12 protein-coding genes and 1 tRNA gene are annotated in these 13,791 nt (G+C 68.1%); 6 read left to right on the forward strand and 7 right to left on the reverse strand.

Annotated features, from left to right (window positions below):
* The coding region (locus AC16JP_RS10685) for a recombinase zinc ribbon domain-containing protein (RefSeq protein ID WP_484340600.1) at positions 1-813 on the forward strand (813 nt) is incomplete at its 5' end.
* Here the strand turns inward: AC16JP_RS10685 and AC16JP_RS10690 are convergent.
* Positions 784-860: transfer RNA gene (locus AC16JP_RS10690), tRNA-Arg, on the reverse strand. The genes AC16JP_RS10685 and AC16JP_RS10690 overlap by 30 nt on opposite strands.
* Positions 861-933: 73 nt before the next feature.
* Here AC16JP_RS10690 and AC16JP_RS10695 point away from each other — a divergent pair.
* Positions 934-1,437, forward strand: a complete 504-nt coding sequence (locus AC16JP_RS10695; RefSeq protein WP_484340601.1) for a hypothetical protein — start codon at positions 934-936, stop codon at positions 1,435-1,437.
* 1 nt (position 1,438) lies between these two features.
* Here AC16JP_RS10695 and AC16JP_RS10700 read toward each other — a convergent pair whose 3' ends face one another.
* Genes AC16JP_RS10700 through AC16JP_RS10725 form a run of 6 tightly spaced genes read right to left on the reverse strand, consistent with a single transcriptional unit; the run spans position 1,439 to position 10,675 of the window.
* A complete protein-coding gene (locus AC16JP_RS10700; protein WP_484340602.1) occupies positions 1,439-2,404 on the reverse strand; it encodes a DUF2891 domain-containing protein in 966 nt (321 codons plus the stop codon).
* Positions 2,405-2,432: 28 nt separating this feature from the next.
* The gene (locus AC16JP_RS10705) at positions 2,433-3,386 is read right to left on the reverse strand and encodes a DUF979 domain-containing protein (RefSeq protein WP_484340603.1); all 954 of its coding nucleotides are present in this window, start codon (positions 3,384-3,386) and stop codon (positions 2,433-2,435) included.
* Positions 3,383-4,003 (reverse strand): DUF969 domain-containing protein, encoded by a 621-nt coding sequence (locus AC16JP_RS10710; protein ID WP_484340604.1) that lies wholly within the window; start codon positions 4,001-4,003, stop codon positions 3,383-3,385. The genes AC16JP_RS10705 and AC16JP_RS10710 overlap by 4 nt, the downstream gene beginning before the upstream one ends.
* The gene (locus AC16JP_RS10715) at positions 4,000-7,617 is read right to left on the reverse strand and encodes a hydantoinase B/oxoprolinase family protein (RefSeq protein WP_484340605.1); all 3,618 of its coding nucleotides are present in this window, start codon (positions 7,615-7,617) and stop codon (positions 4,000-4,002) included. Before AC16JP_RS10715 ends, AC16JP_RS10710 begins: the two co-directional genes overlap by 4 nt.
* Positions 7,614-9,086 carry a serine hydrolase domain-containing protein gene (locus tag AC16JP_RS10720; protein ID WP_484340606.1) on the reverse strand — a complete coding sequence of 491 codons (1,473 nt, stop codon included), beginning with the start codon at positions 9,084-9,086 and terminating at the stop codon, positions 7,614-7,616. Before AC16JP_RS10720 ends, AC16JP_RS10715 begins: the two co-directional genes overlap by 4 nt.
* A gap of 32 nt (positions 9,087-9,118) precedes the next feature.
* Positions 9,119-10,675, reverse strand: coding sequence for a peptide chain release factor 3 (locus AC16JP_RS10725; protein WP_484340607.1), 1,557 nt, complete (start codon positions 10,673-10,675; stop codon positions 9,119-9,121).
* Between the two features lie 64 nt (positions 10,676-10,739).
* Between AC16JP_RS10725 and AC16JP_RS10730 the strand changes: the two genes are divergently transcribed.
* The 4 genes from AC16JP_RS10730 to AC16JP_RS10745 form a co-directional block, all read left to right on the forward strand.
* A complete protein-coding gene (locus AC16JP_RS10730; protein WP_484340608.1) occupies positions 10,740-11,387 on the forward strand; it encodes a DsbA family oxidoreductase in 648 nt (215 codons plus the stop codon).
* A 66-nt stretch (positions 11,388-11,453) separates the two neighbouring features.
* Complete coding sequence (gene gatC / locus AC16JP_RS10735) at positions 11,454-11,741, forward strand: Asp-tRNA(Asn)/Glu-tRNA(Gln) amidotransferase subunit GatC (protein WP_484340609.1); 288 nt, start codon at positions 11,454-11,456, stop codon at positions 11,739-11,741.
* Positions 11,742-11,773: 32 nt separating this feature from the next.
* Positions 11,774-13,225 carry an Asp-tRNA(Asn)/Glu-tRNA(Gln) amidotransferase subunit GatA gene (gene gatA / locus AC16JP_RS10740; RefSeq protein WP_484340611.1) on the forward strand — a complete coding sequence of 484 codons (1,452 nt, stop codon included), beginning with the start codon at positions 11,774-11,776 and terminating at the stop codon, positions 13,223-13,225.
* 22 nt (positions 13,226-13,247) lie between these two features.
* Positions 13,248-13,791, forward strand: a 544-nt coding sequence (locus AC16JP_RS10745; RefSeq protein ID WP_484340610.1) for an AMP-binding protein, incomplete at its 3' end; no start/stop codon positions are given.

Consider the following 13,791-nt stretch of genomic DNA (forward strand, 5'->3'; position numbering starts at 1 on the left):
GCCGAGTTCGAGGCGGTCCAGCGGTCGCTCAAGGCGCGCAGCCCGAAGATGATGCCGCCGATGGCGGTGGGCGGCCCGACGCTGCTCACCGGCATCTGCTTCTGCGCGTGCTGCGGCGGTGCGATGACGCTGCGCACGGGCACCAGCAGCGTCGGTCGGGAATATCGCTATTACACCTGCTCGACAAAGGCGCGGCAGGGTGCGACCGGCTGTCCCGGCATCACCGTGCCGATGGATCGGCTCAATGAGGCCGTGGTCGATCATCTGGAAGCGCGGCTCCTCGATCCGGCGCGGCTCGAAGCTCTGATGGATCAGATCCTCGAACGCCGCGACGAGTGGGTGAACCAGCGCCGCGAGCATGTCGCCGACCTTGAACGGCGCGCGACCGAGGCAGAAGCGAAGCTCAAGCGCCTTTACGACGCGATCGAGAACGGCGTCATCGACGTGAGTGATCCATCGCTCAAGGATCGTATCGCCGAGCTGACCGCGACTCGCGACCTGGCCAAGGGTGATTCCGAGCGCGCCTTGGCCCACATCGTGAAGATCGGCCCGGCGATCACGCCGGAGAGCCTGCGCGCCTTCGCGGCCGCCCTCAAAAAGAAGCTGCGGCATGGCGACGGCACGTTCGCCCGCGATCAGGTTCGCGCCGTGGCGCAGCGGGTTGAAGTTGTAAGCCGGAAGGAGGTCCGCATCCGTGGGCTACGGAGCGAGCTGCTCCGAACCCTAACCGCCGCCTCTGGCGTAGAGGCGGCGGTGCTAGGCGTTCGTGCCTTTGAACCGAAATGGCGCGCCCGAAAGGATTCGAACCTCTGACCCCCAGATTCGTAGTCTGGTGCTCTATCCAGCTGAGCTACGGGCGCGCGGAAGTCGCGGCTGCTAGAGCAATCCGTAGCCGATTGCAAGCATCCATCGCCTGCCGCTAGGAAAGATCGCATGAAATCCCATCCGATCCTGCTGGCGCTGCTGCTGGCCGCCTGTGGCCCGCGTGAGGGGTTTCCCTCGTTGGCGCCACGCCCCGGCGAACAGCCGCGTATCATCGCCGCACCCGGAGAGGGGGTCGCGCCGGCACTTGCCCCGGAACAGCAACAAAGCCTGCGCGCCGATCTGGTGCGCGAAGGGCAGGCGCTGGCGGCCGCGCAGGCCGAGATCGGCGCAACCGCCGCCGCGCTGGATCAGGCGCTTGCCCGCGAAGGCGGGGCGCGCCCAGGCACCCCCGCCTGGAGCGACGCGCAGATGCTGCTGTCGCGCCTCGACCTTGCGCGCGCGCCGCTTGCCGACATCGCCGCGCGGCTGGTGCCGCTGCAACTGATGGTCGACAGCCTTGACGCTGGCGACACCGACCGGGCCGAAGTGGAGGCGCTGGTCGCGGCAACGGCGCGCGCCATCGAAAGTGCGCAGCAGCGCGCCGAGGCAGCGACCGCACGCCTTCGCGGCTGAATCAGGCCAGCAGCGCCAGCAGCGCGAAGCTCGCCAGCCAGTGGGTGCCGGCATAATCGGCGTCGATGTGCGGCAGGCTCGCGGCCAGATGCCGTGCGGCGATTTCGCTGGCGGCAACGCCGGGCAGATCGGCCGCCAGCCGCTTCCACGCCCATGCGCGGCTCAGGTTGACACCGTCCAGATGCGCGATCTTGCCGTCGGTCCGGTCGCTGACGATGACCGGTGTGAACAGGCTCGCCGGTTCGCCGCCGGCCAGCCGGGGCAGAAAGCTGCCGATCCAGCCCGTAAAATCCGCCCCCAGCACCCGCTGCATCAGTAGGGCCTCGGAAAGCGCCGACGACAGAAACTCGTCGCCTCCGGGTTCCCACGCCTGGCAATCGCGATCACCGCCGAACCAGTCGGTGGCGCGGGCGCGGATCAGCGCCGCCAACGCCGGATCGTGCGTCTCGGCCCATTCCAGCGCCATCATGCAGGCAAAGGCGGTGTTGAAATGCGTGCCGGTGCGGATCGGATAGGTAAGCTTGGGCAGGTGCGCGTGAAAGCGGGCGGCGAACGCCAGCGCCAGCGGTTGAAGGCGAGCGCCCAGATCATCATGCCGCGAGGCCTCGGCGTGCAGCTTCAGCAGCCAGGCCCAGCCGTAGGGCCGTTCAAATCCCGCGCTGCCGGGGCGATCCAGATAGGCGCGTTCTGCCTCGATGTTGACTGGCGTGAACAGTTCGCCCGCCCGGCGGCGGACTTCGGCGGCCTCGGCTGTTGCGGGATGCAGGCGCGCACAGGTCAGCAGCAGCCACCAGCCATGCACGCAGCTGTGCCAGTCGAAGCTGCCGTGAAAGATCGGGTGCAGCACGCGCGGCGGCACGGCGTCGGCGTCGGAGTTCAGCACATGATCCAGTTTCTGCGGATATTCCTGGCCCACATGCGAAAGCGCGATGCCCATGAAACGGCGGGCGGTGGCTTCGTCGATCATCCGAACCTCCTTCAGCGGCCGATTTTCTTCAGCGAAACGCCAGCCAGTACATCAGCCAGATGTTCACTACGAGCAGCATCAGCGCCGTCGGCACCTGCGCCTTGATCACGGCAAACTGGTCGCGCAAGCCAAGCAGCGCCGGCGGCACGATGTTGAAGTTCGCCGCCATCGGCGTCATCAGCGTGCCGCAGAAACCCGCCAGCATGCCGATCGCAGCCACTACCGCCGGGTCGCCGCCGTGCATCCGGATCACCAGCGGCAGGCCGACGGCCGCCGTCATCACCGGAAAGGCGGCAAAGGCGTTGCCCAGCGCCATGGTGAACAGCGCCATGCCGATCGCATAGGCGGAAACTGCGGCAAGGCGGCTGGCGGCGGGCAGCCAGTCGCCGACGATGCCACCCACCCAATCACCAAGGCCAACCGCCGTGAACACCGCGCCAAGCGCCGCCAGCGTCTGCGGCAGCACCGACGCCCAGCCCACCTGGTCCATGATGCGCCGCCCTTCCTGCACGGCGTCCAGCGGCTTTGGCTTCAGCCACAGCATCGCCCACGAAAGCGCCGCCAACACGCCGATCCCCAGCGACACCAGCGTCACCTGCTTTGCTTCGAACAGCGGCGCGCCAAGGATCGTCAGTTGCTTGCCGACCAATGTGCCCACCAGCGCGAACAGCGGGATCACCAGCGCCGGCAGAAACAGCTTGTTGCCATAGCGGCTGGCAAGCGCCTCGCGCTCGCCGTCGGTGGTGGTGGCGGGGCGGCCCTGCCCCGGCAGCCCCAGCCCGCCGACGACTGCAATCGCGATCACCAGCAGGCCGTTGTAAAAATCGCCCCACTGGTCGCCGCCCAAAAAGCTCAGCGCCAAGAGGCCCCAGAACGCCGCGTTCCATGCCCGGCGCGGGTTGGCCGCATCGCGCGCCGACAGCAGCGCGAATGCCGCGAACATCAGCCCGGCCAGCAGATACAATGCCTTCAGCGTGATCATTGCTTCGGCCGCCCGCTGTTCAGCCGCCGGTCGATCAACAGCAGCCGGGTGCCGTGAATCAGGAAGGCGGCAATCGCCGTGGGGATCGCCCAGACCGACAACTGGATCGGCTCCAGATCGATGCCGTTTTCCGCCAGAAAGGCGCGGATCAGCAGGATCGAGGAGATCGCCAGAAAGATATCCTCGCCGAAGAACACGCCGATGTTGTCGGTGGCGGCGGCCATTGCCCGCACTTCTTCGCGCGTGCTGTCGTCCTCGTGGTGCGACGCGGCCTCGGCCATCGGCGCCACGATCGGGCGCACCGTCTGCGCCTGCCCGGCGATCGACACCAGCCCCAGTGCCGCAGTCACCTGCCGGAAGCCCAGATAGGCAACAAGGATGCGCCCGGTCGTTGCGCCCTTCAGGCCAAGGATGATGGCGGCGGCGCGCTCTTTCAGGCCATAGCGTTCCAAGAGCCCGATCACCGGCAGCACCACCCAGGTGACGCTGATGTAGCGGCTGTCGTTGAAGCTGCGTCCCAGCTTCTCGATGGTGCCGGTCAGCCCCAGCCCGCCGGCGATCCCCGCCAGCAGGATCACCAGCAGCACGATGAACAGTGCGTTCGGCCGTATTCTCATTGCTTCTCCCCATAGCCGCCGCCGCCGGGCGTCAGGATCTCGATTGCATCGCCCGCCGCCACTTCGATGCTGGCGGTCGGGCCGAGTTTCTCGATCCGCCCATCGGCGCGCAATGCGCGGTTTTCGCCTGGAAGCGCGTCGTCGCCCCCGGCCAGCCCGAACGGCCGGGTGATCCGCCGGTTCGACAGGATGGAAACGGTCATCGGCTCGTGGAACGACAACCGCCGCACCACACCGTTGCCGCCGCTCCAGCGGCCCGGCCCGCCCGAACCCTTGCGGATGTGGAAATCCTCGACCCTGACGGGGAACCGCTGCTCCAGCACTTCCGGGTCGGTCAGGCGGCTGTTGGTCATGTGCGGCTGCACCGCCGACTGGCCGTCGAAGCCGTGGCCAGCGCCCATGCCACCGGCGATGGTTTCATAATATTGGTGGCGGGCGTTGCCGAACGTCAGGTTGTTCATCGTGCCCTGCGCCGCCGCCAGTTTGCCGAATGCGCCGAACAGCGCATCGGTGACCACCTGGCTGGTTTCGACATTTCCCGCAACGACCGCTGCCGGCGGGCGCGCCGCCAGCATCGAGCCTTCGGGCACGATCAGCCTGACCGGACGCAATGCGCCATCGTTCAGTGGTATCGGCTGATCGACCAGACAGCGCAGCACGTAAAGCAGCGCCGCCCGCGCAATCGACGCCGGGGCGTTGAAGTTGCTGGCGCGCTGTTCGCTGGTGCCGGTGAAATCGACGGTCGCCGTTCGCGCCGCGCGGTCGACGGAAACCATGACGCGGATCACCGCGCCTTCGTCCATCGGCACCTCGCACACGCCATCCGACAGGGTGCCAAGCAGCCGCGCCACGGCTTCGGCCGCGTTGTCCTGCACATGGCGCATATAGGCCAGCAGCGTTTCCCGCCCATGCAGCGATGCCGCCTGCGCCAGAGCGTCGGCGCCGCGCTGGCAGGCCGCGACCTGCGCCACCAGATCGCCGATATTCTGGTCGATGTTGCGCGCCGGCCACGGCCCCGACGCCAGCCGTGCGCGGATGTCGGCTTCCTGAAAGCGCTGCCCCGCCAGCGCCAGCCCATCGACCAGCAGCACATTGTCGAGCAGCACGCCTTCCTCGTCGATCCGGTGCGACATGGGCGGCATCGAGCCGGGCGTCATGCCGCCGATATCTGCATGGTGGCCGCGCGCCGCGACGAAGAACGAGGGCCTATCGTCACCATCCAGAAAGCAGGGCCTGACGACGGTGATGTCGGGCAGATGCGTGCCGCCGTTCCACGGCGCATTCAGCACATAGACATCGCCCTGCACCATGCCGCGCCCATCGTCGGTGCGCGCTTCGCGCACGGCGCGTATCGACGCGCCCATGCTGCCCAGATGCACCGGAATGTGCGGCGCATTGGCGACGAGGCTGCCATCGCCGTCGAACAGGGCGCAGGAAAAGTCCAGCCGTTCCTTCATGTTGACCGAGCGCGCGCTGGTCTGCAACGCAACGCCCATTTCGGTGGCGATGCCCATGAACAACGCATTGAACAGTTCAAGCCGCACCGGATCGACTTCGGTGCCCGCCGCCATACGCGCGGGCGGCGGCAGATGGCGGGTCAGCACCAGCGTGCCGTCCGGCGCGACGACCGCCTGCCACCCCGGCGCAACAACCGTGGTCGCCGAAGGATCGGCGATGATCGCCGGTCCCTCTACCCGGAAGCCCGCGCCCAGCGCTTCCCGCCGCCAGAGCGGGGCATCGTGCGCCGCACCGGCAAAGCGCAGCGCCACATGGCGGCGCGGCGTCGCCGGACCTGCGTCGGGGGCGGTCGTCAGCGCGCCCGCGCCCGCGCCCGGCGGCGTTCCGGCGGCTTTTGCCGACAGCATGTCCAGCACGACCGGCGCTCCAGGCGTCACGAAGCCGAACCGCTGTGCATGTGCGGCCTCGAAGGCGCCCAGCATGGCGTCGGCCGGGCCGAACGCCAGCGGCACCGCAGTATCGGAACCGGCATAGCGGACATGCGCCGTCAACTGCACCTGTACGTCCGTCACCGGCATGTCCTGCGCCAGCAGCGCCGCGCGGGCGTCGTCGGCCAGTTCTGCCGCAACGCTGCCCGCCAATGCGTCGAGGCCGGCGTCGAACGGCAGCGCAACGCTTGCTTCGCGGGTCGCCAGCAGGTCGGCAAGGCCGATCCCCAGCGCCGACAGCAGCCCGGCATGCGGGTGGATCAGGATGGTGCCGATCCCCAGTTCGTCGGCAAGCGCGCAGGCATGCTGGCCGCCCGCACCGCCGAACGCCACCAGCGCATGGGTTGCGGTATCGTGGCCGCGCGCGATCGAGATGTGGCGAACGGCGGCCGCCATATGGGCGTTTGCGATGTCGATCAGGCCTTCCGCCAGCGCCAGCGGTTCGGGCCTGTCGCCGGTTTCCGCCGCCACCTCGTCGGCCAGCACGGCCAGTGCGGCAAGCGCCGCCCCGCGCGAAATCGGTTCGTCGCCGTTCGCACCGAACACGTGCGGAAATTCCTCGGGGCTGACGCGGCCAAGCGCCACGTTGCAGTCGGTCACCGTCAGCGGGCCGCCGCGCCGATAGCAGGCAGGCCCCGGCACCGCACCCGCCGACTGCGGGCCGACGACCAGCCGCCCGCCCTCGAGGCGGCAGACCGATCCGCCGCCGGCGGCAACGGTGTGGATATCCAGCATCGGGCTTCGCATCCTGACGCCCGCCACTTCCGTTTCGAAGCTTTGTTCGTAGGCGCCGCCATAATGCGACACATCGGTCGAGGTGCCGCCCATGTCGAAGCCGATCAGGCGGTCATGCCCCAGATGCGCCGCCGTCTTCGCCATGCCGACAATGCCGCCCGCCGGCCCCGACAGCACGGCATCCTTGCCGCGAAAGCTGTGCGCCGCCGTCAGCCCGCCGCTCGACTGCATGAACATCAGCCGCGTCGAGGCCGGAAGCGCGCCCGCGACCGACGAAACATAGGCCCGCAGGATCGGCGACAGATAGGCGTCGGCAACGGCCGTGTCGCCGCGCGGCACCAGCTTGATCAGCGGCGAAACCTCGTGGCTGGTCGAGATCTGCGCAAAGCCCATGCTGCGGGCAAGATCGGCCAGCGCCTGTTCGTGGGCCGGGTAACGATAGCCGTGCAGCAGCAGGATGGCGACCGAGGTGATCCCGTCGGCCAGCGCCGCCGCCATCGCTTCGCGCGCAGGCGCCAACGCCAGCGGCCGCAGCACCGTACCGTCGGCGGCCATCCGTTCGTCCACTTCGGCCACCCGTTCGGCAAGCTGGTCGGGCAGCACCACGCGCATGGCAAAGATGTCGGGCCGGGCCTGATGGCCGATGCGAAGGGCGTCGGCGAAACCTTTCGTCACCAGCAGCAGCACCCGCGCACCCTGCCGTTCCAGCAGAGCGTTGGTGGCAACGGTCGTCCCCATTTTCACCACCACCGGGCCGTCATGCCCCTCGGTCAGCAGCCGCACGCCGTGCACGGCCGAATCTTCGGCGCGGGATGGATCGTGGCTCAGCAGCTTGGCTGTGCGCAGGCTTCCATCCGGAAGCCGGGCGATCACATCGGTGAAGGTGCCGCCGCGGTCGATCCAGACTTCGGCTGCTGCTTCGGGCTTGCTCATCGGGCGCTCATCCTCAGGGCCTGGATCTGCGTTTCATGTGCGGGGGCCAGCAGCAACTGGCCCGACAGGGTGCCGCGCGCGCAGCGCCATGCGAACCTTCCCGACAAGGCGCCATCGGGTGCGATCGGGGCCGAGGTGTCGCACTGGCCAAGCTGGTCGTGGAGGCCCTCGAGCGTTTTCGCCCATTGCGCTTCGTTCGCGTCCAGCAGGAAGTTCATGGCCAGCCGGTCTTTTGCACCGACAACACTGCGCTCGTCCCAGATGCGGCGTGCGGTATCATATCCCTGCCCAAGCGCTGCCGACAGCGGCACCGGCCGGGCGGCGATGAAGCCCGCCTTCTGCAACTGTCCCGCCACATCCCAGACCGGCGCCGACGGCCCGGCATAGGTGCGGTTGGCGAAAGCGAACAGCGCCACCCCGGCTTCGGGCAGCAGCAGCATGTGGCTGCCATATCCGGGGTAGCCGCCGGAATGGAACGCCACCTGCCCCAGCACGCAGTCGCGCCCGACGAGCAGGCCGGCGGCATAGATCAGCGACTGCTGCCGGCATTCCGCGCCATCGGCGCCGGGGCGGACGCGGCTGTGCACGAAACCGCCGCCATAAAGCATCGCGCGCTGGAGGCTGTCCGGCGCATCCACCCCGGCCTCGGCGGGCCAGCCGGACAACAGCCACGCCAGCCACTTCGCATAGTCGGGCGCAGTCGTCACGACACCCCCCATCGCCCCGAACGCACCGGCGCGCATCTGCGGTTCGGGGATCCAGCGCCCACCCTGTCCGTTCACTTCCTGCCAGCGCCAGGGCAGCGCCAGCCTGTTTTCCGGCACGTCCGCCACTTCATAGCCGGTCGCCGCCATGCCAAGCGGCCGGAAGACGGTTGCCGCAACCTCGTCGGCAAAGTTGCGCCCCGAAACATTGGTGACCACCCGCCCCAGCGTCGCATAGCCGAAATTGGAATATTCATAGCCCGTCGCCGGCGCGCGCTGAAACGGAACCCCCTGCCGCAGCATATCGGTGAAGGCGGCTTCCGCCAGCGGCTGCTGCCGGTCGCCCCATGGATCGTCGGTCACGAAACCGGCAGTGTGGTGCATCAGGTCGCCGACGGTGATGCCGCCCGCCCAGCCCCGCATTTCCGGCACATGCCTTGCCACCCGGTCCGTCAGGCCAAGCTTCCCCTGCTGCACGAGGCCGAGCGCCGCGCGCGCCGTGAACGCCTTCGACATCGAGGCGATGCGGAAGGCGGTATCGACAGTGACCGCGCGCTTCGTTTCCACATCGGCCAGCCCCAGCGCCTCGACGTGGGCCAGCCGGCCATCCTTCACCACCCCCCAGACGAGGCCGGGCACATGGTTTTTCGCCATCCAGTCGGCAAAGGCCTGATGCGCCGCGTCTGCGCCGGGGATTTCCGCCGCCACCCGAACCGGGGCGGCAGCGACGACGAGGGCGAAAAGGGCCGGAAATATTGTGCGCATGGCCGCAGACGATAGCGCAGCCCGCGCCGCGCTCAAGTGCGTTCGCGCGTTGCCGAAAAACGCACTTCCGGGTGCCTGCCCTGAATGTAATTCAGGTCCCAAAGGTCCTTTGCCATGAACACCGGTCGGCCGTCGCGATCCGAGGCCATCTGGCTTTTGTGTTCGGCGGCCAGCTTCTTCAGCGCCGCTGCATCGGCCGACGCCACCCAGCGCGCGGTTTCATAGGGCGAGGCTTCCAGCCCGGCCTCTACCTTGTATTCCGCTTCCAGCCGCGAGATCAGCACTTCCAGTTGCAGTTGCCCGACTACGCCCACCACCGTCTGGGCGCCGATTTCCGGGTAGAACACCTGAATCACCCCTTCCTCGGCCATGTCGTCCAGGGCTTTTTTCAACTGCTTGGTCTTGGTCGGATCCTTCAGCGCCACCCGCCGCAGGATTTCCGGCGCGAAGTTCGGCAGCCCGGTGATGGTGACGGGCGGCCCGTCGGTCAGCGTGTCGCCGACACGCAGCGTGCCGTGGTTCGGAATGCCGATGATATCGCCTGGGAAGGCCTCGTCGGCGGTTTCCCGCTCGCGGGCGAAGAACAGCACGGGCGAATGCACAGCGATCTGTTTGCCGGTGCCCACCTGGTTCAGCCGCATGCCGCGCCGGAAGCGCCCCGAACACAGCCGCATGAAGGCCACCCGGTCACGGTGCATCGGGTTCATGTTCGCCTGCACCTTGAAGATGAATCCGGTGACGTTGGCGGCCGCCGGATCGATCGGCGCGGGGTCGGCGGGCTGCGGTCGCGGGCCGGGCGCGAATCGGGCAAGCGCCTCGATCAGCGGTTCGATGCCGATCTCGCGTAGGGCGGAACCGAAATAGACCGGGCTGAGATCGCCGTGCAGATAGGCTTTCTCGTCGAACGCGGGATAGCCGGCTTCGGCCAGCTCCAGTTCTTCGGCGATCCGTCCCGCGATCGACGGCGACAGCAGATCACCGAGAGCGCCCGGCACGTTCCTGCCGTCCGGGCGTTGCAGCGTCCGGCGCTCGATGTCCCAAAGGCCCTCGAACTCGCCGCCCATGCCGGCGGGCCAGCTCATCGGCGCAACATCCAGCGCCAGCCGGTCGGCCACTTCGTCCAGCAGCTCGAACGGCGAGCGGCCTTCACGATCCACCTTGTTGATGAAGGTGATGACCGGCACGCTGCGCAGCCGGCACACTTCGAACAGCTTCAGCGTCTGCGCTTCGATGCCTTTGGCGGCGTCGATCACCATCACCGCCGAATCGACCGCCGTCAGCGTGCGGTAGGTATCTTCCGAGAAGTCCTCGTGGCCGGGCGTATCCAGCAGGTTGAAGGTAAGGCCGCCGCGTTCGAACGTCATCACCGACGAAGTGACGGAAATGCCGCGCTGCTGCTCGATCTTCATCCAGTCCGAGCGCGCGCGCCGCGCTGCGCCGCGCGCCTTCACTTCGCCGGCGGCGTGAATCGCGCCCCCGGCCAGCAGCAGCCGCTCGGTCAGCGTGGTCTTGCCGGCGTCAGGGTGGGAGATGATGGCAAAGGTCCGGCGGCCGGGCAGGCCCCCGGCAGCGGCGGGAAGTGTGGACATTGCGGCCCCCTAGCGCGATTATGACCAAGCCTCAATCGCGGGGCCATATCGCGGGAGAGTGGCCATGAACGGGCGCATCCGGGTCGACATCATTTCCGACATCGTCTGCCCTTGGTGCTTCATCGGCTTCCGCCAGCTCGAACGGGCGCTGGCGATCGCCGGGCTGGAAGGCGACATCCGCTGGCACCCCTTCGAACTGAACCCCGACATGGACGACGAGGGCGAGGAATTGCAGGCCCATATCGCCCGCAAATATGGCGCAACCGACGAAGGTTCGGCCATCACCCGCCGCCAGATCCGCGCGCTCGGCGATGAACTGGGGATCGATTTCTCGAAACGTGCGACGATGATCTGGAACACCTCGAAGGCGCATCAGCTTCTTTACTGGGCCAAGGACAGCGGCCGCCAGACCGACCTGCACATCCGGCTGTTCGAAGCCTATTTCACCCGTGGCCGGAACATCGGCGACACGGGCGTTCTGCTCGATGCCGCCGCCGACGCCGGCCTCGACCGCGCCGAGGCCGCCGAAGTTCTAGCCGACGGCCGTTTCGGCGGAGCCGTCAGGGCGCTGGAGGCACGCTGGCGCGACATGGGCATCAACGGCGTTCCGGCGATGATCTTCGAGGAACGCGCGCTGGTGATGGGCGCACAGGAACCGGAACGTCTGGCCAATGCGCTGACCCGCATGATGGCGGCTGCTCCCGCCGGCTGAACTTCCCGCCGACAAGCATGCCGTTGCGCGTTGCCCGCTGCCCGGCCTGCTGCTAGGCGGCCTGCCATGGCTGTTGATGAATCGATTGTCGCGCGCGTCGCCTCGCTGGCGCGAATCCGGCTTGCGCCCGGCGAAGCCGCGCCGCTGGCGCAGGAACTGAACAAGATCCTCGGCTGGATCGACCAGTTGCAGGAAGTCGATACCGACGGCATCGAGCCGATGACGGCGGTGATCCCGCTGACCCGCGAATGGCGCCCCGACGAGGTAACGGACGGCGGCATCGCCGAAGACGTTCTCGCCAACGCGCCGCAGGGCGCGCATGGCTTTTTCGCCGTTCCGAAGGTGATCGAATAGTGACGAGCCTGAATGAACTGTCGCTTTCGGCGATGCGGTCGGGGCTTGCGGCCCGGCAATTCTCCGCCCGCGAACTGGTGACGGCGCACATTGCCGCCGTCGAGGCGGCGCGGCCGCTCAACGCATTCCTCGTCGAGACGCCGGCGATCGCGCTGGCGCAGGCCGACGCCGCCGATCGTGCGATCGCCGCCGGGAATGCGGGCCTGCTGGCGGGCATCCCGCTGGGCATCAAAGACCTGTTCTGCACAAAGGGCGTCGAAACCACGGCGTCGTCGCGCATCCTCGAAGGGTTCCGGCCCGCTTACGAAAGCCATGTGACCGCCCGCCTGTTCGAGGCCGGCGCCGCCATGCTCGGCAAGCTCAACCTCGACGAATTCGCCATGGGCAGCTCGAACGAGACCAGCGCCTTCGGCCCGGTCGTGTCGCCGTGGCGGGCCGCAGGTTCCGACGCCGCACTGACGCCGGGCGGATCGTCGGGCGGATCGTCGGCAGCGGTTGCCGCGCGCCTGTGCGCTGCTGCCACCGGCACCGACACAGGCGGTTCGATTCGCCAGCCGGCGGCCTTCACCGGCATTGCCGGCATCAAGCCCACCTATGGCCGCTGCTCGCGCTGGGGGGTGATCGCCTTTGCATCCTCGCTCGACCAGCCGGGCGCGCTGGCCCGCAACGTCACCGATTGCGCGCTGATGCTCGAGGCGATGTCCGGCTACGATCCGAAAGACTCGACGTCGCTCAACGTTCCGGTGCCGCACTGGGCAGGCGCGCTTCGGGGCGATCTGCGCGGCAAGCGGATCGGCATCCCGAAGGAATATCGGGTCGATGGCATGGACCCGCTGCTGGATGCGCTGTGGCAGCAGGGCATCGACTGGGCGCGCGACGCAGGTGCCCAAATCGTCGAGGTTTCGCTGCCGCACACGCACCAGGCGCTGCCCACCTATTATATCGTGGCGCCCGCCGAAGCGTCGTCCAATCTCGCCCGCTATGACGGCGTCCGCTATGGCCTGCGGGTCGCGCCCGAAGGCGGCTCGCTCGCCGACATGTATTGCGCCACCCGCGCCGAAGGCTTCGGCGCCGAAGTGAAGCGCCGGATCATGATCGGCACCTATGTGCTGTCGGCTGGCTATTACGACGCCTATTACCTGAAGGCGCAGAAGGTCCGGGCGCTGATCGCCCGCGATTTCGCCCGCGCATGGGAAAGCTGCGACCTGCTGCTGACGCCGACCGCGCCGACCGGCGCGTTCCAGCTTGGTTCGCGCAACGCCGATCCGATCGCCATGTATCTGAACGACGTCTTCACCGTGCCGGCAAGCCTTGCCGGGCTTCCGGCAATGTCGATTCCGGCGGGTCTCGATGCAGCGGGGCTGCCGCTCGGCCTGCAGGTCATCGGCCGCCCGCTCGACGAGGCCGGGGTGCTGGATGCTGCATTCGCGCTGGAAAGCCGGGCGGGCTTTGCCGCAACGCCCGGCAACTGGTGGGGCGCATGACCATCCGGAGCACCGCCCACCGGTGACGCCCGACCAGCCGTTCTTCGCCACAGACCTGCGCCGTCACGCCGATGCGGCGGCGCTCGTCTGCGACAGCGGCGAACGGATCAGCTATGCCGCGCTCGCCGACCTGGTCGACGCATTCGCCGCACGGCTGGGGCATGAACGCCGGCTGCTGCTGATCGAAGCAGCGAACGAACCGGAAGCGATCGTCGCCTATCTGGCGGCGCTGGCGGGCGGCCATGCTGTCATCCTCGCCGCCGAGGCATCGGCGCGGCTCACCGACGCATTCCGCCCCGACGCCATCTACCGCCGCAACGATGGCGCATGGCAGCTTTCGCTCTCGCCGCCCGAAGGCGGGATGCACCCCGATCTCGCACTGCTGCTCTCCACCTCGGGCACAACCGGCGCCACCAAGCTGGTGCGGCTTTCGGCGGCAGCAGTTCAGGCGAACGCCGCTTCGATCGCCAGCTATCTGGAGATCGGCCCGGACGACCGGGCATTGACCACGCTGCCGATCCACTACAGCTACGGGCTGTCGGTCTTGAACTCGCACCTCGCCAGCG

It is taken from the genome of Sandaracinobacteroides sp. (assembly GCF_057137845.1).

Coding starts and splice junctions, on each gene's coding strand:
- AC16JP_RS10695 (WP_484340601.1), top strand. CDS start 934: ATGAAATCCCATCCGATCCTGCTGGCGCTGCTGCTGGCCGCCTGTGGC.
- AC16JP_RS10700 (WP_484340602.1), bottom strand. CDS start 2,404: ATGATCGACGAAGCCACCGCCCGCCGTTTCATGGGCATCGCGCTTTCG.
- AC16JP_RS10705 (WP_484340603.1), bottom strand. CDS start 3,386: ATGATCACGCTGAAGGCATTGTATCTGCTGGCCGGGCTGATGTTCGCG.
- AC16JP_RS10710 (WP_484340604.1), bottom strand. CDS start 4,003: ATGAGAATACGGCCGAACGCACTGTTCATCGTGCTGCTGGTGATCCTG.
- AC16JP_RS10715 (WP_484340605.1), bottom strand. CDS start 7,617: ATGAGCAAGCCCGAAGCAGCAGCCGAAGTCTGGATCGACCGCGGCGGC.
- AC16JP_RS10720 (WP_484340606.1), bottom strand. CDS start 9,086: ATGCGCACAATATTTCCGGCCCTTTTCGCCCTCGTCGTCGCTGCCGCC.
- AC16JP_RS10725 (WP_484340607.1), bottom strand. CDS start 10,675: ATGTCCACACTTCCCGCCGCTGCCGGGGGCCTGCCCGGCCGCCGGACC.
- AC16JP_RS10730 (WP_484340608.1), top strand. CDS start 10,740: ATGAACGGGCGCATCCGGGTCGACATCATTTCCGACATCGTCTGCCCT.
- gatC (WP_484340609.1), top strand. CDS start 11,454: ATGGCTGTTGATGAATCGATTGTCGCGCGCGTCGCCTCGCTGGCGCGA.
- gatA (WP_484340611.1), top strand. CDS start 11,774: ATGCGGTCGGGGCTTGCGGCCCGGCAATTCTCCGCCCGCGAACTGGTG.